This window comes from Coprococcus ammoniilyticus, assembly GCF_025567345.1.
GTDB classification, from domain to species: domain Bacteria; phylum Bacillota; class Clostridia; order Lachnospirales; family Lachnospiraceae; genus Coprococcus; species Coprococcus ammoniilyticus.
The window spans coordinates 494,273-514,151 of the sequence record NZ_JAOQJS010000001.1 but is presented as its reverse complement, the minus strand read 5'-3'; the positions used below and the strand labels follow the sequence as shown (position 1 = coordinate 514,151).

The 19,879-nt window shown below is 38.4% G+C and carries 19 protein-coding genes and 1 pseudogene; 3 read left to right on the top strand and 17 right to left on the bottom strand.

The features are described from left to right. Positions 1-78 precede the first annotated feature (78 nt). Both OCV60_RS02185 and OCV60_RS02180 read left to right on the top strand, forming a co-directional pair. Positions 79-1,977, top strand: a complete 1,899-nt coding sequence (locus OCV60_RS02185; protein WP_262529184.1) for an OPT family oligopeptide transporter — start codon at positions 79-81, stop codon at positions 1,975-1,977. A 150-nt stretch (positions 1,978-2,127) separates the two neighbouring features. After that, entirely contained in the window at positions 2,128-2,439 is a 312-nt protein-coding gene (locus OCV60_RS02180) for a PqqD family protein (RefSeq protein ID WP_161117480.1), read from the top strand. Between the two features lie 11 nt (positions 2,440-2,450). Here OCV60_RS02180 and OCV60_RS02175 read toward each other — a convergent pair. The 6 genes and pseudogenes from OCV60_RS02175 to OCV60_RS02150 form a co-directional block, all read right to left on the bottom strand. Further along, positions 2,451-2,663: pseudogene (locus OCV60_RS02175) on the bottom strand (type II toxin-antitoxin system RelE/ParE family toxin); the annotation flags it as partial. A 1-nt stretch (position 2,664) separates the two neighbouring features. Beyond that, a complete protein-coding gene (locus tag OCV60_RS02170) occupies positions 2,665-3,828 on the bottom strand; it encodes a PDDEXK nuclease domain-containing protein (protein ID WP_330659675.1) in 1,164 nt (387 codons plus the stop codon). Positions 3,829-3,859: 31 nt separating this feature from the next. After that, positions 3,860-4,843, bottom strand: coding sequence for a helix-turn-helix transcriptional regulator (locus OCV60_RS02165; RefSeq protein ID WP_262529183.1), 984 nt, complete (start codon positions 4,841-4,843; stop codon positions 3,860-3,862). 5 nt (positions 4,844-4,848) lie between these two features. Then, positions 4,849-5,202: a TfoX/Sxy family protein gene (locus tag OCV60_RS02160; RefSeq protein ID WP_262529182.1), complete on the bottom strand. Its 354-nt coding sequence runs from the start codon at positions 5,200-5,202 to the stop codon at positions 4,849-4,851. A gap of 35 nt (positions 5,203-5,237) precedes the next feature. After that, a complete protein-coding gene (locus OCV60_RS02155; RefSeq protein ID WP_262529181.1) occupies positions 5,238-5,870 on the bottom strand; it encodes a GyrI-like domain-containing protein in 633 nt (210 codons plus the stop codon). A gap of 42 nt (positions 5,871-5,912) precedes the next feature. Further along, on the bottom strand, positions 5,913-6,704 hold the full coding sequence (locus tag OCV60_RS02150; RefSeq protein ID WP_262529180.1) for a hypothetical protein: 792 nt from the start codon (positions 6,702-6,704) through the stop codon (positions 5,913-5,915). A 69-nt stretch (positions 6,705-6,773) separates the two neighbouring features. Here OCV60_RS02150 and OCV60_RS02145 point away from each other — a divergent pair, with 69 nt between their 5' ends. Further along, positions 6,774-7,310, top strand: a complete 537-nt coding sequence (locus tag OCV60_RS02145; protein ID WP_262529179.1) for a restriction endonuclease subunit S — start codon at positions 6,774-6,776, stop codon at positions 7,308-7,310. Here the strand turns inward: OCV60_RS02145 and OCV60_RS02140 are convergent. The 11 genes from OCV60_RS02140 to OCV60_RS02090 all read right to left on the bottom strand — a co-directional run bounded on the left by OCV60_RS02140 (position 7,289) and on the right by OCV60_RS02090 (position 19,792). After that, positions 7,289-7,849, bottom strand: coding sequence for a restriction endonuclease subunit S (locus OCV60_RS02140; protein WP_262529178.1), 561 nt, complete (start codon positions 7,847-7,849; stop codon positions 7,289-7,291). The two genes, OCV60_RS02145 and OCV60_RS02140, sit on opposite strands and share 22 nt — an antisense overlap. An 11-nt stretch (positions 7,850-7,860) precedes the next feature. Next, positions 7,861-8,844 (bottom strand): site-specific tyrosine recombinase/integron integrase, encoded by a 984-nt coding sequence (gene xerA / locus OCV60_RS02135; RefSeq protein WP_262529177.1) that lies wholly within the window; start codon positions 8,842-8,844, stop codon positions 7,861-7,863. Positions 8,845-8,958: 114 nt separating this feature from the next. Further along, positions 8,959-10,056: a restriction endonuclease subunit S gene (locus OCV60_RS02130; RefSeq protein WP_262529176.1), complete on the bottom strand. Its 1,098-nt coding sequence runs from the start codon at positions 10,054-10,056 to the stop codon at positions 8,959-8,961. Then, positions 10,056-10,274, bottom strand: coding sequence for a hypothetical protein (locus tag OCV60_RS02125; protein WP_262529175.1), 219 nt, complete (start codon positions 10,272-10,274; stop codon positions 10,056-10,058). Before OCV60_RS02125 ends, OCV60_RS02130 begins: the two co-directional genes overlap by 1 nt. Further along, entirely contained in the window at positions 10,267-11,901 is a 1,635-nt protein-coding gene (locus tag OCV60_RS02120; RefSeq protein WP_117808059.1) for an HsdM family class I SAM-dependent methyltransferase, read from the bottom strand. Before OCV60_RS02120 ends, OCV60_RS02125 begins: the two co-directional genes overlap by 8 nt. An 11-nt stretch (positions 11,902-11,912) precedes the next feature. Beyond that, positions 11,913-15,098, bottom strand: coding sequence for a type I restriction endonuclease subunit R (locus tag OCV60_RS02115; RefSeq protein WP_262529173.1), 3,186 nt, complete (start codon positions 15,096-15,098; stop codon positions 11,913-11,915). 17 nt (positions 15,099-15,115) lie between these two features. After that, entirely contained in the window at positions 15,116-15,322 is a 207-nt protein-coding gene (locus OCV60_RS02110) for a helix-turn-helix domain-containing protein (protein ID WP_008789334.1), read from the bottom strand. Positions 15,323-15,529: 207 nt separating this feature from the next. After that, positions 15,530-18,016 carry an RNA polymerase sigma factor gene (locus OCV60_RS02105; protein WP_262529170.1) on the bottom strand — a complete coding sequence of 829 codons (2,487 nt, stop codon included), beginning with the start codon at positions 18,014-18,016 and terminating at the stop codon, positions 15,530-15,532. 65 nt (positions 18,017-18,081) lie between these two features. Next, positions 18,082-18,210, bottom strand: a complete 129-nt coding sequence (locus OCV60_RS02100; RefSeq protein ID WP_021944656.1) for a hypothetical protein — start codon at positions 18,208-18,210, stop codon at positions 18,082-18,084. 109 nt (positions 18,211-18,319) lie between these two features. After that, positions 18,320-19,408: a fibronectin type III domain-containing protein gene (locus OCV60_RS02095; protein WP_262529169.1), complete on the bottom strand. Its 1,089-nt coding sequence runs from the start codon at positions 19,406-19,408 to the stop codon at positions 18,320-18,322. Positions 19,409-19,438: 30 nt separating this feature from the next. Beyond that, a complete protein-coding gene (locus tag OCV60_RS02090) occupies positions 19,439-19,792 on the bottom strand; it encodes a hypothetical protein (RefSeq protein ID WP_117808056.1) in 354 nt (117 codons plus the stop codon). Positions 19,793-19,879: the final 87 nt, after the last annotated feature.

The following is a 19,879-nucleotide window of genomic DNA, read 5'->3' as shown; positions in this document are numbered from 1 at the left end:
TTTTTCAGATTTTCTGTGTATGTTTCTGCCAGACTCTGTACATACTAGTGGCATAAAACTATGATTTGAGGGTTGTATATGAAACAATTTAAACCATATATTCCGGCAGATAAGGTGATGCCGGAGCTTACACCTACTTCTGTGATTCTCGGCATTATCCTGGCGATCGTGTTCGGCGGTGCAAATGCATATCTGGGCTTACGGGTCGGCATGACGGTATCCGCTTCCATCCCTGCTGCCGTTCTTTCTATGGGTATTGTGCGCATGATCATGCGCCGCGATTCAATTCTTGAAAATAATATGGTTCAGACGATCGGCTCTGCCGGAGAATCTCTGGCTGCCGGAGCTATCTTTACGCTGCCGACCCTGTTCATGTGGGCAGATGAAAATCCCGATATAAAACCTCCATCTTTTCTGATGATTGCATTTGTCGCCATCTGTGGCGGACTGATCGGTGTTCTGTTCATGATCCCACTTCGTACCGCTCTGATCGTAGAAGAACATGGTACACTTCCATTTCCGGAAGGAACTGCCTGCGCTGAAGTACTGCTCGCCGGAGAAACCGGCGGTCACAAATCCATGCAGGTATTTTCCGGGCTTGGTATCTCTGCTGTCTATAAATTTATTGCTGATGGTCTGCATTTGTTTCCAAGTGAGATCGCATGGACGATTCCTGCCTATAAAGGATCGGGCTTTGGCATGGATGTTCTCCCTGCACTGGTCGGTGTCGGCTATATTTGCGGCGCAAAGGTTGCTTCGTATCTGTTAAGCGGTGCTGTACTTGGATGGTTTGTTATCATGCCATTACTCGTTCTTGTTGGAGGTAACAACATCCTGTTCCCCGCTTCCGTTCCGATCCATGAACTGTCAGTCGATCAGTTATGGGGAAATTACGTACGGTATATCGGTGCAGGCGCAGTGGCAGCCGGCGGTATCTTCAGCCTGCTAAAATCATTTCCGCTGATCGCATCCACATTTGCCAAAGCCCTGAAAGGCTTTGGACATACAGATGGAAATTCGCGAACATCCAAAGACATTCCGCTTCCTTATGCAATCGGCGGTATCTTGATCGTAGCATTTGGTCTGAGTGCTTTTCCAAATATTCCGATCAATCCGGTCACATCCATTCTGATCATTATTTTCGGATTTTTCTTTGCAACCGTATCTGCAAGAATGGTCGGTGTCGTCGGCTCATCGAATAACCCCGTGTCCGGTATGGCGATCGCAACCCTGCTATTTGCAACGATCCTGTTAAAGCAAGCCGGCATAGCAGGATACCGGGGTATGACATCTGCCATCTGCATCGGTACTGTTATCTGCATAATTGCAGCCATGGCAGGAGACACCTCGCAGGATCTGAAAACGGGGTATATCGTCGGTGCAACCCCATATCTGCAGCAGATTGGCGAACTGATCGGATCGATCGCATCCGGTCTTGCGATTGGCGGCGTTCTCTATCTGCTGAATGCCGCATGGGGATATGGTTCTACCGAGCTTCCTGCTCCGCAGGCAACCCTTATGAAAATGGTCGTTGAAGGTGTTATGAATGGCAATCTTCCATGGGGACTTGTTATTGTCGGCATTTGCATTGCTGTCGTTGTCGAGATCTTAGGTATCCCGGTTCTGCCATTTGCCATCGGACTGTATCTGCCGATTTACCTGACAGTTCCGATCATGATCGGTGGTCTGATCCGCCTTTTCGTGGAGAAACGCCGCTTTGCCGATGAGGGTTCCCGCGAAACCGTCCGTAATAACGGTATCCTTTTCTCCTCCGGTATGATCGCAGGTGAAGGGCTGGTTGGAATCCTGCTTGCCATCCTTGCCGTATTCGGCGTAAGTGATCGGATCAATCTGGGACTTATGGGATTCCATCTTGGAAAATGGGGCGGCTGCCTGTTCTTCCTTGCCCTGCTTTTCAGTATGATCTACATGATCCATAAAACGAAGGATAAACAATCATCCAATAACACACTTTAATATCTTCACCCGGAAAGGATTTATTTTCTCATGCAAAAATATAATATACAAAATGTCATTGCAAAACAGAACCATAATCGTAAAGATACCCTCTCGCAATTTTTTATAAAAAGATCAAAATCCGGTTTTCTTTCCCATACTGCAAACTATATGGACAAAATCCCCTGCATCAATCTGAATTATACATGGGAACAGTCGCCCGATGGAATTATTGTGATTGAGATGCCGCATACCGGTTTTTATCACAAGATCGCCCAGAAATATTTTCACAAACCAAAGAAAAGCCATATCAGGCTTGACCGATATGGCAGTACCTTATGGGTTCATATAAATGGCGACAACACGGTATTCAATCTGGTATCCATCATGGAAGAACAGTTCCCCGAAGAAGCTCCTGATATGTTAAAACGTGTTATCGCCTTTCTTGAAACGCTGGAGAGAGTAAGGTTTATATATTTTTAGTATTATTGTGTGTAGTCTTCCCATACAGCATACTTATAATCAGTCTGAAAACTAACTCTTTTGGAAAGCTCTGCGCCTATCCCTGGAAACATTTGAAGGTTTTCAAATTTGTTATAAATCTCCTGTACTGTCCGTGCTGCATACTCCTTATTATCTTCTGCAATATACTCTCGAATTTCTTTCAAATCCTTAACAACAATCGGATTGATCCGTAATTTTAACATTTCATTCCCCCATTTGTTCTTTTAGTTCTTCTATGCTAAGCCAGCCTTCACCATCCTTTACCGCTTCTTCTGTTTCCTTTTCTTCATTGTCCTGCTGCTGAAGATAGAACATTGCCTTTTGAGTTTCAATCTCCGCTTTCAGTTCTTCTTTTGTCGGCAGGTATAATTTGTACTTTGAAGCAAATAATTGTTCATTTCCGTGCATAACAGAATAACGGGCAATATCATCATCTGTATCGGAACAAAGGACAATACCGATTGTTGGGTTATCGCCCTCGCTGCGTTTCAGTTCATCATACATACGGATATACATATCCATCTGTCCTACATCTTGATGTGTTATCTTCTCTGTTTTCAAATCAATAAGGACAAAGCATTTCAGTATGTAATTGTAGAATACAAGGTCGATATAGTAGTCCTGCTTCTCCGTATGAATATGCTGCTGTCTTGCCACAAAAGCATATCCTTTTCCAAGCTCCATCAAGAATTTCTGCAAATTGGAAAGAATGCTTTTCTCAAGGTCACTCTCTGTAAAATCTGTGTTCTGAGAAAATCCTAAGAACTCTGCAACTACCGGATTTTTGATAAACTCCAACTTATCATTCTGATACGGTGCTGTCAGTTCCTTCATTTCACTTTCTACAAGCTCTTTTTTCTGTGTCTTGAGCATACGGTAATAATATTGAGAAGAAATGTTCCTCTGCAAAGTACGGACACTCCAAGTTTGTTCTGCGGCTTCTTTCTCATACCAGTCACGAGCTTCCTTATCTTTAACCTGTAATAACGCTGCATAATGTGACCAAGACAGTAGTCCAACAGATTTTCCAGACGGTGTCTGGAAAATCTCAGGGTAAATCTTATAGAAAGAATAAAAGCTGTACAGATTTGACTTTGTATATCCTTTTCCATATTCAGCCGATAATTCTTTTGCTAACTTTTTTATAATTTCAGCTCCATATTTTGCCCTATCCTCGCCCTGCAATTCTTCACTTGCAATTCTATAACCAAGGAGCCAATTTCTCTGTATCAGCGTTGTATTGACCGCCCGATATGCAGCTTTTTGTGAAGATTCAATAATCCCACACATATCCTTTAAAATGTCATCGGTTTTAACAAAATTATCCATAAAATTATTTTGACCGATTTTTTCTAATTTATTCTCCATAGCCATCGCTCCTTTGGATTTCATTTTCAAATTATTCGCTTTCCTGCATATTCTCATCAGCTTTTGCAATCATCTGTCTGTACTGTTCTTTCACACTTCCCGGTGCAAGTATCTGTACCTTGCCATTGAAGCCAAATACCCAACCGAAAAAGGTAGGACTGGCTGATACTTCGGTCTGTACCCTGAAAGACGTCATATCATACGCAAGGGTTGTCACATCTTCTCCGAAACGGTCAACCATTGTTTTCATCAGACTGTTATCACACCGTAAATCCACAAGAACTTTCTCGCCTGAGAACATGAAGAAAACTTCCTTTGCGTAATTCTCAATATCAAAATCATCAGGCATAGGAATAATATCTTTATCCAATATTTCCAGCTTGGAAGCAATACGGTCTACCCTGAAATTGATAACCTTGCTTTTCTTCTCTGAATATCCGAGAACATAATAATAGTCCCCACACCAGAGAAGTTTATACGGACTGAGCTTATACACTTCGCCCTTGTTCTTCAGAACCTTTTTCTTTAATCCAGTATAATCGTAATACTGGAAAGAAATCTGTTTACCTGCGTTGATGGCATCATTTATAGCGTCGATGATGTAATATATCTGCTCATTATCCGGCTTAATGCGATTGACCACATAGTTATTACGCTTCAGCTTTGCCACCTGCCCCGGACTGGTCATCGTATGTATCTTCTCAATCAGAGTTTCGCTTTTCTTCTTTGTAATGAACTTCGATGACTCTACTGCATCTATCAGCAGTTTCAGTTCCGGCAATTCAAACTTATGACTGGCTACAAAGTATTTGCTCTGAGTAGAATGGATAGTAACGATGTCAATTCCAAACTCCTGAAGTGCTGCAATGTCTTTCGTAACAGTAGTTCTATGTGCAGATATTCCATATTCATCATTCAATATATTGATTAACTGTGTTGTGGAAAGAGGATTTTCTTCATCTGTTCTTTCCAGTAAAATCTTTTGTAAATATAAAATTCTTGGCTTTGTTTCCATAATTCTTATATACCAATCGCTCCATCAATAGTATCTGTCTGCTTTTTCTTTTTTGGCTTAGGTGCTGGTAATTCATCGTACATTGCATTAAATAGTCCTGTTAAAAATTTCTTATTATCCACATCTTCTACAAGCAGCATTTCCTTTGCCCCATCATACGGCAATTCATAAGCAGCTGTCGGCATATATGAAATTGCTGATTTTATCGGTTTTACAAGTAATCTGTCATCATAAATTCCGCCGACAATTTTACCACGATAATAAATAATAAATTCGCCCATCATCGCACGGTAAGTAATCTCGTCCAATTCTGCCAACTGCTCTAATACAAATTCCAAATATTCTTTACTTGATGCCATTAGTTGTCCTCTGACCTAATTTCATTTTACTCAATTTATGCCTTCTTTATTGGGTGTCTTATTACTGTTTTGCATTTCTCCGGTGCAACTTTTCTTGGGTCTGATAAATAGATTTCATGATGGCGTCGCTCACCAATAAAATCATTTACATAACCGTTTTCTTCAAGATATTTATCCATCATTGTCACGGTTGCAGGTTCATCATCAAAAGCTCCTATATGCATTATCTGTACGCACAAACCTTCGTCAATACTCAAGAACTCTGCACCAGAGCAATCCATCTTTTTCTTTTTTGAAGCAGTTTCCACCGCCCAATCAAAATCTTTCTTTGCAATAAAATCGGGCAGACGAATAACAGAAATCCAGTTGAAAGCTGATTTATCGGTATAATCTACACCTTCAACATTATCCCGCCACCAAAAGCCCTCAAGCGGTGGTACAACATATTCAAAAAATCCTTCTATTTTGTAATCCGTCTTATAGCTCATCTTGAGAGTATATGCAACAGCATACAAAACACCAATAGCAGTTTTATATTCTCCGCCTTCTTCATTAGGATTTCCTTTACCTCTTACCGCTATATAATTTGCCTTTGGAATTGTCACAATCTGTGGCTTATTCTTCGGCATATAGAACTCTTTATATTCTTTCTTAAAATCAAATGCCATTCGTTTATCCTCTCTGAAAAATCATTCTACTTACCTTATAATTTATAAAACACAATTTGTATATATTTCAAATAAGGCTAAAAGGAATAAATCTTCCATTGTTTCTATAACTTCTCCATCGTATCCTCCCGGAGAACCGTATGATTTATCAATGTTTTTATTTTTATTCCCATAGATTGCTGCAAACTCTGCTATAACAGTGACCAACTGGCATGCCTCTATTTCTTTGCAACTTCCAAAATTATATTCTACCGCCAACTGCTGAATTGGTGTTTCTTTTTTGTCATTGCTATTAAACGCATTGGCTAAAACATCTGTAATATGATTTTGATATCCAAACTCTTGATGTGGAATTGATTTATCTGCATAGTATTCTATGCTACGAGCAAAATATTTTCCTCCATCGTAAAAAACACTTTTATCATCAGGAAAGTATTCACTTAGCACACTTTCTATTGCAGCCAAACACTTTCCATAAATATTGGACTCACCGACTCGTAAATCCAAATCACAATATTCCAAAATTCTATTTTGAACCTCTTTAGTACAACAGCAAAATTCTCTATACATCTCTCTGTTGTAATAAAACAAATCATTATACATCGTGGCTATTGCACATAATGGAATAAGCCCTCTGTCCTTATAATATTTAGAAATGAATGATACCGCTTGTGCTTTTACACTTTCTTGATGACGTTGCTCATCACGCTTGTCCTGCCTTTTTTCAAACCTCTCCATACGGTTGCTTTGTCTTATTTGCAGGACTGCAATAATAACTGTGACTATTAAAGCAACTCCCGCACAAATAATACTTATCCAATCTGAAACACTCATCATATAGTTTCTCCTTCTACTGTAAACGATAATTTAGAGCAACAAATGCACCTGATTTTTGAAAATATGATGGCTAAAGCAGCAACCCACAAACTTTCTGGAAAATACACTATTGCTCAAAATCTTGCAACCGTTGTTACGGGTAAAGAAGATGCTAATTTTTCTGTACCTAATGGAAAATACAAATTCTTTACTTGCTCAAATACGCCTTTGTCGTGTGATGAGTATTCGTTTGACGCATCTTCTATACTTATAGCAGGTAATGGAGATTTTAATGTCAAACATTATTCTGGAAAGTTTAATGCGTATCAAAGGACATACGTTCTTACTCCAGATAAAAAATATTTTGGTCTATTATATTTAGCAAGCCTATACAGGATAAATTCTTTTAAATCACGTTCTTCAGGCTCGATTGTAAAATTTATTACGAAAAGTGATGTAGAAAATATTCCTGTATTTATACCAAACGACAGGTTTTACTTGCAAGAATTAAACAAATTAATTTATTTACAAGAACAAAATAAACTTGAAAACGAATTACTTGTTAATCTTCGTGACTGGTTGTTGCCTATGCTGATGAACGGTCAAGCCACCATCAGTGATTGATACAGTAAATTATCGTTTATATTATTATTCAAAGCGATTTTTTCATCAATTTTTGAAAGTATATTAGCAATTTTACGCTGCACTTTAATTGAAATATTAGGAACTGTATATGTCGGAAAATCTTCTACAGAAATTCTATTTACAGTGCTACCTTTTATAATCTTGCTTTGAATAAATTGTTTCCACTCCGGCGAAAGAAAATAATAGTACAGCCACAATGTGTCAATATCCTTACTTACATTTCTGATAATAGCTAATCTTCTTCCTAAACACCCATAAAAGTCTTTAGGTATTAAAGCGTACCTTCCCAATGTTGCTTCATACGAAAAAACAATATCTCCATACTGTGGGGTTACTCTTTTTGTCCACTTAATATAATCTTCTTCTGACAAATGAGCAAATTCTTTTGCATTTATTTTTCCATCATCAGTTATTGCATCTATTCCCAAGTAAACTGGACCATCGACTGTTTTCTTTGGTGTAGCGTGTGGACCATCGTACACTTCGCATATCTCTTTTATCACTATTCTTTCTGACATAAATTCCTCCGCTATCCGATATATTTTCTATGAGCCAATTTAACATTGCTCTGTTTGACCATTGCATACTGCAAAGTCGTATCTATTTTTCTATGTCCCAAAAGCTGCTGTAACTGTTCAATAGGCATTCCTTTATCTATTGCCATAGTTGCAAGAGTACGTCTAAATTTATGTGGATGTACCTTGCTAAGACCTAATTGTTTTCCAAAATTTCGCAATCGCACTTCAATACCCCCTATTTTTAATCGCTCATAAGGAGCTTTTAACGATACAAATAGTGCCGGATTATTATCCATTCTGCTCTGCAAATAATTCTGCAAATGTATTTTTGTTCTGGCGTCAAAATAAACAACTCGCTCCTTATCGCCTTTTCCAAAAACAACACATTCACGCTCATTGAAATCTATATCTTCTCGATTTAACAGAACCATTTCTCCAACTCGCATACCCGTTGAAGCAAGCATATCAATCATTGCCAAGTCCCTGAGTTCCGTGCAATTATCTCTCATCAATTCAAGTGCTTCATCTGAATAAGTTTCCTTAATATTCGTTCCAGTTTTAACCTTATGTATTCTTCTGACCGGACTTTTCAAAATATAGTCCTCGTCCTCAAGCCAAGAAAAAAAGCTGGAAAGTATTCGTCTTATATTATCAATCGTAACTTTACTTGAATTTTTATTTGACTGATATTCAGTAAGGTAACAGCGTATATCATCGGTTACAATATATTTAATACCTTTACCTATACTATCAATCATTGCCTGTATAGTTGCTTTGTAATATTTCAAAGTTTTCTCGGAACAGCCCTCAATTCTCTTTGCCGATAGAAACAGTTCAACCAAGTTTTGCTCCGATAATCCTTTATCACTTTCTGTTTTTGCAACTTCATAATCAAAAAGCGTATGTTGCAGTACCTCCTGCAATCGCTGTGTTTGTGCATTGTTCAAATAAGGTAGCATACCCTGAACAATATCCATAATTAAATTCTGTTTCATAGTCAATTCTCCTTTTATTTAACTTAGAGAACAACTATGAGGCGGTAGTCCCCTAATTTAACTCCCGCCACCCACAAGAGTTATGGGTTATATATTAAACGATAATTTATCGTATCAGTCGCTGATGGTCGCCTGACCGTTCATTAACATAGGTAAAAGCCAATCTCTAAGAGATGTTAGCTGCTGATTTTCTCTTGTGTTTTCAGAAATAATATCAAACATCGGCATTACTTGACGGTTAAATGCTTCTAATTCCATTTTTTCAGGAACATAGATAGGTCTGTTTTTAAGTAAAGGCTTTTGCAAATGCTTCAGCCCTGTTCCTTGGAAGAATTTTTGGTCAAGTTCGGGCTTAATTGAAAATAACATTAAGTAGAGATAGTCTGACATTTCGGATTTTGCAGAAATGCTCCAAGTATCTGTTGAATAAGCTGCTTTACCAACATAAAATTTAACATCAGCGTTACCACCAGTATTTAAAAAGCAATTTCTACCATCAACAAATGGTTCGTTCCATTTCAAAATAGTTGCACCACTTGTAAAGAATGGATATTTGCCATTTGATGTTTTTGCTTCTCCGACCTGAATAGCTGACTTTTCAGCTTCAGTTAAAATATCTTTCAGTTTAGCATTAGGCTTTTTGGGGAAAAAAGTATGCATATAAATGTCATAAGCCATTGCTGATAAATTATCGTTTATCATATTATTTATAGTTCTTTTTCTATTAATCATCTCAAAGAAACTTGCCACTTCTCGTTGCCCATGCTCTATAACAGGTATAATTATTTCCTTCAAATCAGGAATACATAAATTACTAACAATAGAACCTGTTGCATCAGCTCGTCGAAACTGTGTTTGAACAAAATCAGACATTAAAGTGTTTAGCAAATAAAATGGATCACATTTTTGCTTATTAACTTTTAACAAAACTAGCCTCTGTCCCAGGCAACATTTTAACCCTTTGGGAACAATTCCAACCACTCCCATAGGTGCTTCTCTTGATATGATTATATCACCCTCCTCAGGAACTGCTCTTTTAGTTCTTTCTATATATGTTGCTTCATCAACAAAATATCCGTCTATAAAATCAATATTTCCATCTTTTAAATTAAAATTACGAATAACCCGTATCCCCTCATTCTTCCAATTTGGAGTGGAATGAGGACAGTCAATGATATCTATACATAATTCCTGTAGCTTATAATACTTCATTAAACATCCTCCCTAAGTTCCGCATATATTTTTTTCCATTTAGCCGAAGGATGTTTACAAATACAATCTTTTGAAGCGAACGCACATACCCCTTCTATATAACAATATCCACATATATCAGGATTAGTTTGTCGACAACCATAAGTTTGTTTTTCTGTATCATTTTCGTTAAGAGGAGAGCGAATAGGGATACATAACTCTTTAGGAAAACTACTCATACTTTACCTTCTTTAACTGCTCCATAATTTCTGTTTTCAGTTTATCGCCCTCTGCAAAATATTCCTGTAACTTCTCTGCATAAGCACTCATACGAGCATTAAATTCGTCCTGTGATAATTCAACATATTCAATTTTCACATCAAAATACTGTCCTGCTGAAAGTGAATATTTCTTTTCTTTGATTTCATCATAGGTAACAGCAACTGAAAAATCATCAACAGCTTCTTTATTAAGGAATGTATCAACAATTTTATCAATCTCAAAATCACGAAGTCTGCGTTTTTGATTATTACCGTCCTTATATTCTTCTCCCAGTTTTGAAGCATCTATCAGTACAACCTTATCTGTTTTTCTTGAATTATCGAAAAACAATACTGATACATTCGTTCCGGTATTAGCAAATACATTTGACGGCATACTAATACAGCCATAAACTATATGCTCGTCCACAATATGTTGTAATATTTTCTTTTCTACACCTGACTTTGCAGTTATAAATCCGGTAGGAACTACAATCGCACCTTTTCCGGTTGATTTCAATGAATTAAGAACGTGCTGAATGAACAATGTGTAAATTGCCATACTCTCTTTCTTCTTGGCAGGTACTTTCGGAACTCCCGCCCAAAAACGAACAGGCATTGCTGCTATACGTTCTCTTGTATCTGAGAAATCCATTTTAAAAGGCGGATTTGAAACTACATAATCAAAAGTTCTTAATTCCTGTCCATTATCACTCTTGTGATACGGAGCAATCAGTGTATCTCCCTGAATTGCGTGGTCAAGAGAAGATACCAGACTGTTCAGGATAAGATTAAGTTTCAACATTTTATTGCTTCGCTGTGAAATATCCTGAGCAAAAATCGTACACTTATCTTCGCCAATTTTATGAGCAAGAGCCATCAAAAGTGTTCCTGTTCCGGCTGATGGGTCATAACACTCAATGCTGTGTAAATCAGTTGCATTTCCAACAAGCAATCTTGCCATAATCGTTGCAATGGCGTGAGGTGTATAATACTCTGCATACTTACCACCGCCTGCGGTATTGTAGTCCTTTATCAGATATTCAAATATATCTGCGAAGAAATCATAGTGCTTCTCAAATGCTTCTTCAAAAGAGAAATTTACCAACTTGTCAACCAACGCACGGGCAAAAGGTGCTCTTGCTGTATCGTCCGTTACATACTGTGTCAGCTTTTCAAAAAGCGGTATTTTAGTATTCTGAGCAGTCTGAGTTGAAAATATATCAATGTTCTTATCCGCTATATCTGTCATCGTGCTGTCAAAAATCAAATCAAAATCGCCCTTTGCCTGCTGATTCCATAAGTTGGCAATAAGATGTTCCGGGTTAAGTAATGGAATATCTGACGGTAAACTATCAAAAATATCCAATCGGTCATCTTCCGACATTTCAGCATAAGCAAGTTCCCATTTTTCGGCATTTTTAAGAACAGGACTGACTTTTTTTACTTCATATCCGAATTTATCATTAAGAAACTTATAAAGGAAAACCTGAGTGATAATTTTATATTCATTACCATCGTTTCCCATACCATAGGTCTGACAAGTTGCTTTTAAGGCATCTATCAATTCTATGGTTTTTTCTTTTATCGTCTTTGTTTCTTCCATTGTGTTCTCCTTTATGCCACTGAATAAGTCTGGTTGTACTGATCAAGATACTGTTTTGTAATCCTGCTCTGTATAAATACTCTATCCTCACGAGCACTCGCTACTCCCAACTTATCAATGCCTGCTTTTATTTGTGTCATAACCGTTCTCTCAAAATATGCGTCTTTCTTCAATATATCATTTCTGTCATACACTTTCTGGTCAATATCAGACTTAATAGAAAGCAAAACATTCATAATAGACATATCATACTCTGAAACAATCGGCTGTTTATTTGCTGCTTTTCGAGCAAGATTTTCTTCCCTGATTCTTTTATGAACCCTTGCGAATTTCGCATCGCCATTATATTTCCTCAGCAGAACCGTGTTTTTCTTCTGCAATTCATCAAGCTTTTTTAGAATATCTTCCAGTTCTTTTCCTTGCTCCTCAATCTCAGATACACTCTTAGGTTCAAAGCCGTGTTGCTTGAAGCGAAGCAAAAATGCTTCCTGCAAAGTAATAAACTCAGGGTCATCAGGGTCGATATTCTGTGTAAAAGCACGAACAGTCTTTTTATACTTTTCTGTTACTGCGTCTTTACCACCGACAATTTTTAATTCTTCTTCACTAATTTTGCTGAAATTAAATGTAATATCCTCCATTGCTTCATTGACAAGCAATTTCGTGGTATCATCACTTGCAAAAAGTTCCTTCTGATTTATGCTATCAATATGATGTTGCACCTCTGAAATCAATGATGGCAATTTTGTTAATTCCATTTTTGCAAATGTTTCCTTTAACTCATCATCGCCAAAGGTTCTTACCAAATTACAACAATCACGAGCAGCAATAAGAATTTTTTTAAGTTTAAGCAATTCCTGCTTATCCTCAATCGTGGATATTTCAGAACTAAATTCTTCTGCATTATCTGTGGTGTAGTTAAAAAGAACCTGCTGCACTTCCTGCATTTGTTTAATGAGTTCTGCCGGGTCTTCAATAACCTGTTTGAATGTATCTGTTTCATTTCCAGCACCAACTTCATTCGGGTCATTAAAACGGTTCAGCTCTTTGAGGTATGCTTCATTTGTTTCCTCAAAATTCCTTTTTATATTTGCAAAATCAATGACATAACCATAATGGTTTTCTTTATATGGTCTGTTGACTCTTGTAATTGCCTGCAACAAATTATGGTCTTTCAATTTTCGACCAAAATACAGGCGTTTCAATCTTGGTGCATCAAATCCGGTAAGAAGCATATTGAAAACGATAAGAATATCAACTGTCATATTATTTTTGAAGTCATCAATAATCTTATCTCTTGTATCTTTGTCATCACTATCGTGAAGTATAAGTCCAGCTCGCAAATGACTTTTCATAGAAACGTCTTTATTAAGTTCCGTTTGAATTTCATCAAAATATGCAAACAGCTTCCTTGCCTGCTCACTTGTTTCACAAATGACCATACTGCCGAGCGTATTATCTCCCTGAATTTGTCTAAATCTCTTTAGGTCAGAAATAATATATCTAAGCAACTCTTTGACATAGTTATCGTGTTCAACAATCTGACTTTTCTTTACATCTTTCTTTTCTACCAAGGTTTCAAGTTTTTCATAAATTTCAGAAAGTCGCTCCTTATACTGCGTTTCTATATCCTCACGGATAATTTTCAGCGTATATCCATCTAAAATTGATTTGTCATAATAGTATGTATGAATATAATTACCAAAAACTCTCCAAGATTCTCTTTCTTCTTTCAAAAGCGGTGTTCCTGTCAACGCAATCTTAATCGCATTTTTATCCGCATCAAGAAGATTAGCCAAGAATGAGCCTTCTGGTTTATATCCTCTATGTGCTTCATCAATAATAAATACTCTCTGCAAATTCGTTGCATACGCAGGAAGGTCAACTTTTGACCTATCTTCAGCAAAACGCTGTATATTTACAACTGTAATTTCTGGTTTTCCCGTATTTCCCTCTTGTGCCTGATTGTTACGGAACTGTTCCATAAGTTCAGCACGGGAACTTGCTGTTTTTACAACCAATCCACGAGCTTCAAATTCTTCTGAAGCCTGTTTCAGCAAATCAAGACGGTCAACAATGAAATAAAACTTTGCAACCTTATTTTGCTTGCTAAAATAGTCAGAAAGAACATAAGTCAGGTAATAAGAAAGGGCTGTTTTTCCACTACCTTGAGTATGCCATATAACACCTGAATTAACACCTTCATCAATCTTACTTCTTACTGTTAATGCAGCAAACATCTGTTGATAACGCATTATATGTTTCTGCTCAATAAACTCTATCTTGCCATTTATTTCTTTATGAAAACGAACATAGGCAATTCCATATTTTAATATAAATAACAATCTTTCAGGACTGCACATAGATGTCAGTACTCGATTGGTCGGTGTATAGGTATCTAAATTTGTTTGATATTCCGGAGAAGTATGAATAACCTGACAATTAAAGTCAGTCAATATCTTCTTTTCAACAATCGGGTCAATATCCTTATATGGGAAATCTGCATTATAAGGTGCAATATCCAAATTTGTAGGATTTTCTTCTCTGAAACAGTTGAACGGTGCAGACTGTTTTGCCGTCGTACAATAGAATGCCCCCTGAACCGGAACAATACCACCCATAGTGTCATATTCCATATTATTAGAGAAAATCATCAACTGTGTAATATTCAAAAATCTCCTAAATTTTTTATTAGGAAATCTCTTTTGGTTCATTCTCTTGCTTTCTGCAACCATACCGCCGTGATTATTCGGCTTTTTTACTTCAACAAATACAAGTGGAAGTCCATTTACAAACAATGTAATATCAGGTCTAAATTCATCTTGGTCACGCTTACAAGTGAACTCGGCGGTAAAATGATATGTATTATTCTTTGGATTTTCAAAATCCACCAATCTAACAGGCGAAACAGACGATAAACGCTCGTAAAAACTGCGTCCTATATCATCATTATCTAATTCCTGCCTAATAGTTTTCAATGTCTGTTCCGCTTCTCCTGCGTAGGTAGGATTAAGCCGTGCGAACTGCTCCTTGAAAACGTTAATTAAGATATTGGTATCAGGATCATATACTGTGCCTGCCATATCTTCAGTTATTTTCCCGAAATAGGTATAACCAAGGCGTGTCAAATGAACCATTGCTGGCATTTGAACACGAGTAGCTTCGTTAAACATATTTTTCTTACCACTTGCCGCCATCTTCAGACCTCCTCATATCATTCGTCTAATATGACTTCACATACATCGCCAATATCACAATGAAATACTTTGCAAATTCTCATAAGCACATCAAGGGATACTGTTTCATTCTTATTTAATTTTGTTGCAACAGACGATGAAATCTCCGCAGCACGCATTAAATCTTGTCTTTTCATTTGATTATCAATCATAAGTTTTTGAAGTTTGTTGTAGCTTATTCTCATCTGTAACGCTCCTTCGTATTCTCCGTTCCTTTTTGTTACAGTTACTCATTTGACATTATACTATAAATAATCTATTTTTTCAAGATATAGGGGGTTATTCGCAACTCTCAACCGGAAAGGTGTCACTTTTTACCAACACCTAATACGACATTTTTGAGGATAAGAAAACGTAAAGTGCGTTTCATCGTATCCAAAACATCTTACTATTTACTGTAACCCTGTATTAAAATATCCGTATTCTGTGTCCACATTATAGATTGCATAGCAGTCAAGTGCCTCCGGTATAGGCACACTGTAATAATGGAAACCTAACCAACGCTGCATCCCTTCCGGCATATCTGCTGTCGGTGCACCCGGAAGATACACTGTAAATGTCGTTCCACCCGCAATTCCGTAAAGTTCTGTAAATGTGGTTTTGTATCCGTTATCATTTGCAACCACTTTACCGATCTCATCATCATACTTTAAAGTGTCCAGCTCCATTGTGTAAGTATATTTATCAACCTGTTTAATATTCTTAAATGATCCGGAACCGCTGGACGTTGATCTGCCCTCATAATTGCTATCATAATAAGATGCCGTAAAGGTTCCGTCCGGCTTGATATCCATACTGGCTCCCCATGCGCCTACTCCACTCGTCAGAATAAATTTTTCCGGCAGATCCTCCGGCAATGTCATTGCTACCTCTCCTGCATTTCCGGCAGAGACTTCTTTCTTATCGGCAGATTTCTCCTGCTTTTTGTCAGATGCCGTTTTGTCCGTTTTTTTCTGTGTGATCTTTCCCAGATATTCCATAGCTTCATCATAGGTCATGGCGGTATCATCCAGCGTACCAAGAACCTCCTTGGCTTTATCCTTGCCCTGGCCATTATACATTAACAAGGTATCAAAATTCTTCTGTAATTTCTTTACCTGCGTATCATACTTATCCTCTGATATCTCAGATCCATTCTTGGTACATGAAACAACCGTTGCCGAATAATCCTCATTTGGTCCTTCTTTTCTTGCCCAGGTTGTTGCTTTCTGAAGCATACCGGAATCATCTAATGCAAATTTGATATACTGATCCGTATATCCCTCATCTCCGATTCCACTATATGCATATAAGGTTCCCTTCTTAGTCGTAAACAGGTAATAACTGGTTCCGGAAGCGGCATTTATATCCCAGCCACCATATTCTTCCATATCCGTTCCAAAGATTCTTTTTGCATTTGTTCCGTCAAAGCTATATATATCCATCTGCGCAATTGAAGCTTCGTTCTGTTCCGATCTTACCAAGATCATCTCCGGCACACCATCACCTGTAACATCGGCAAATACGATCGGTGTCTGTTCCTCTTTTGCAGTCTTTGTGGAATAATCATATTCATACTGCCAGTAATAATTGTCGATCTGTGTCTTATAGGATTCAAGTACCTCTTTGTATGCTGCTTTATAAAGACTTTCATCAATGGCTGCCTCTGTCGTTACCTCTGTTGGTTCTTCCGTTGTAACTTCAGTGGTTACCTCTGCCTTTGTTGTCACCTCTGTTGTAACAGTATCATCACTTGCTTCCGAAGTGACTTCTGTTGTTGCATTCTGATCTTTCTTCTTATCCTGTGAGTGCTTATATGCAAATCCTGCTCCGACCGCACCTCCTACCAGGGCAACGGAAGCGGCTGCGATCACGATCTTGCCTGTTACCGTTTTTATAAATGCCTGCTTTCCAACTGTAGCTGCGATAGCCTTTCCGCCTTCTACTGCACCAGCAGTCGATCCTGCAGCTCCTGCCTGAGTGACCCCTCCTGTTGCTGATCCTGTGGCTCCTGCCTGAGTGACTCCTCCTGCTGCCTGTCCTGTGGCTCCTGCCTGTGCAGCTCCTCCTGCTACCTGTGCAGCCCCGCCTGTAACATTGCCTGCCATCTGCATAGCACCACCATGAATGATGCCGGCTGCAACATTTCCACCAATGCCTGCCATCTGCTCAAATACATGCGTAACGATCATATTTCCACGTTCTGCCATAAGCAGATATACAAGAAGACACATCGGTGTGTAGCTGTAAAGCTTGTAGCCTTTCTTCTGAAGCTCCTCTGCCTTTGCCTTGATATTCTTACGTCCATAATTCAGTCTGGACTTTACGGTGTTCTCGGAACAGTTCAATACTGTGGCAATATCCTTGATACTGTAACCCTCCAGATGGAACATAAGCACACAGATTCTCTGTTCATTCGACAGGGAATCGATCAGCTCCCGCACCATATCCTGTGTCTCCTGCACGGTACATGCCATCTCCGGCTGTGTGCTCATGTTTTCATCTTCCAGAGTATACTCAAAGACATCCCCTTCATCATTTTCATTCTGCAGATCAGAAAACAAGATTGCCTTTTTCTTCTGAAGTGCATTGATCGCAGTATTTGCCACGATCGTACTCATCCATCCCGGAAATACATTTGCATCCTGCAAACTATCTAATCTGGCAAATGCCTTTATATATGCATCCTGAAGGACATCCATTGCATCCTGCTCATTCTTCATATACTTCATTGCAATGTAGAGTTTATTCCGATATGTATTCTCATATAAGAACGTAAATCCTTCTTCACGCCCTGCCTTTGCCTGTTCCACTGCCTGTGTATAATCCACACAGCTTCCGCAAAACGGACAGTTGTATTCATTCCCCTGTAAATCATTTCCACATGTTCTGCACTTCATGTTATCCTGCTCCTCCTGCTTTTTATCTTATTTCTGTAATTTATATATTATCTTTATACCTTTATTTATCTGGACTGCCTGTCATGCTCGATTCGATCAAATAATTCTTTCTTGCGTTCCGGATCGTCCGGCAGCTCCTTTCGTTCTTTTCTTAACAATGCAACAAACGCGCGCACTGCCTTCCACACATCCATATATCTCACCTCCTGTTTATTGGACAGATCAGGTGGGTAAAAAGTTTTAAGTTTTTGGATATTTTTTTCTTTATTATAGCATACCACAAAATCAGGATAACATTATATTCTATTTCTTTATCTTTACAGTCTTATATTTGCCCCATGCAGAATAACATTTCTTCTCGCGGAAACCTGCCTTTACATAAGAACGGACACGGACATAATAAGTCTTGCCTTTTTTCAGATCCCAGAATGTACAGTTATTGTAATTCTTAAATGGTGCATCATATACCTTCTTATTTTTCTTGAATTTCTTATCCGTTGCGATCTGGATCTGATATCCGGTCGCCTTGCTCTTGCACTTCCATGTTACTTTTAATTTTCCGGATGAAAGATTCTTTACCTTGCTTACAGTGGTCTTCGGAACATCTGTAAATGTCGTCTTAAATGTATACATTCCGGCATAATTTGGATCAACACTATATGGCCAGCCTTTGGTCATCGTGATGTAGTAGGTTCCCTTTGGCAGGAAAAATGTGTATTTTCTGGTTCCCGGTGTAACACCCGTCTGAATATAGTGAATGTCACCATTCGTATTCTCGATCACAACATTCATTTCCTTGATCTTGCTGTTGATCTGAATGTTCATGTACTGGTTCTTTGTCATCTTCATCTTATAGATATCTGTTGTCTCGTTAAATGCAAACTGTCCTTTATAGGTCGTACCTGCCTTATAGGTAAATGCCATCGTTTTCTCATCGTTCTGTGACAGCCATGCCTCGGAACGTGTCTCGCCGGATGCCTTGTATGATGCGGTAAATGTAAACTTGCAGCCGGTATAAAAACCTGCACACAGTGATAATTTATAATCACCTGCTAATAATTCTGCCTTATAGCTGCCATTTCCTTCACTGACTGATGCTGTATAGATCTCATTATCATACATATCGCTGACTTTTATATAATTAAGCCCGGTGTGGGTCTTTCCAATTTCCTCCGTCGCAATCGCAAGAGAAAATGTACCGGATTTCTTCATCGTAAATGTATACTCATATGTATTCTGTGCATCCTCCAGCTCGCCACTGTAACTCTGTCCCCATACGATCTGCTGTGGACTGTTTAACACCTCTGCGGATACCTTTCGTGCAGGACTTACTGCACACATCATCACCATTAAAATTACTGCTAACATGATCTGTTTCATTTTTCTACTCATAATAATCTGTCCTCTCTTTCTACATTCTTTTTACTCAACTACTTCAACATCCATCATCTGCTCTTTGTATGCCTTACGGATCGGGATGATCGGCAATCCGATAAAGACCATGATCGAGATGAAGAAGGATACCATACCTGTAACGATGTCATATGGAAATGGTACGATGAGCCAGCCCCATTTTGCTATCTTGCCTGCCATTCTCACCGCAGTTCCAAACCCTCCGAAGAAGTAGGAAACAATGCCTGCCATAACTCCATACCCCATCATAGACATCGGGATCCTGCCACCAAAAATACCGGAAAGGACAAATCCTAAAACGGTTAAACAGGTTGCTCCCAATGCGATGTACTGTGCGATTTCGATTCTTTTCATTTTCTTCATTTTTTTATTCTCCTTTTCTTTATCTGAGGAGCATTTCATCCGGAAATTCATCCATAAAAAATGCAACCTCTGTATCGTTTCACCTAT